Below are 255 nucleotides of genomic sequence, written 5' to 3' on the forward strand. Positions count from 1 at the left end.
TAAGAGTGGACGCTTAACACGAGCACTTAAGCTCTGAAAGGAGGTGATCCAGCCGCACCTTCCGATACGGCTACCTTGTTACGACTTCACCCCAGTCATGAATCCTACCGTGGTAATCGCCCCCCTTGCGGTTAGGCTAACTACTTCTGGTAAAACCCACTCCCATGGTGTGACGGGCGGTGTGTACAAGACCCGGGAACGTATTCACCGCGACATGCTGATCCGCGATTACTAGCGATTCCGACTTCACGCAGT

The 255-nt window shown here is 53.7% G+C and carries 1 rRNA gene; it reads right to left on the bottom strand.

Annotated features, from left to right (window positions below):
• Positions 1–36: 36 nt before the first annotated feature.
• Positions 37–255 (bottom strand): 16S ribosomal RNA (locus AC6LJY_RS28025); the annotation flags it as partial.

This window comes from Achromobacter sp. RT286_PF, assembly GCF_059760425.1.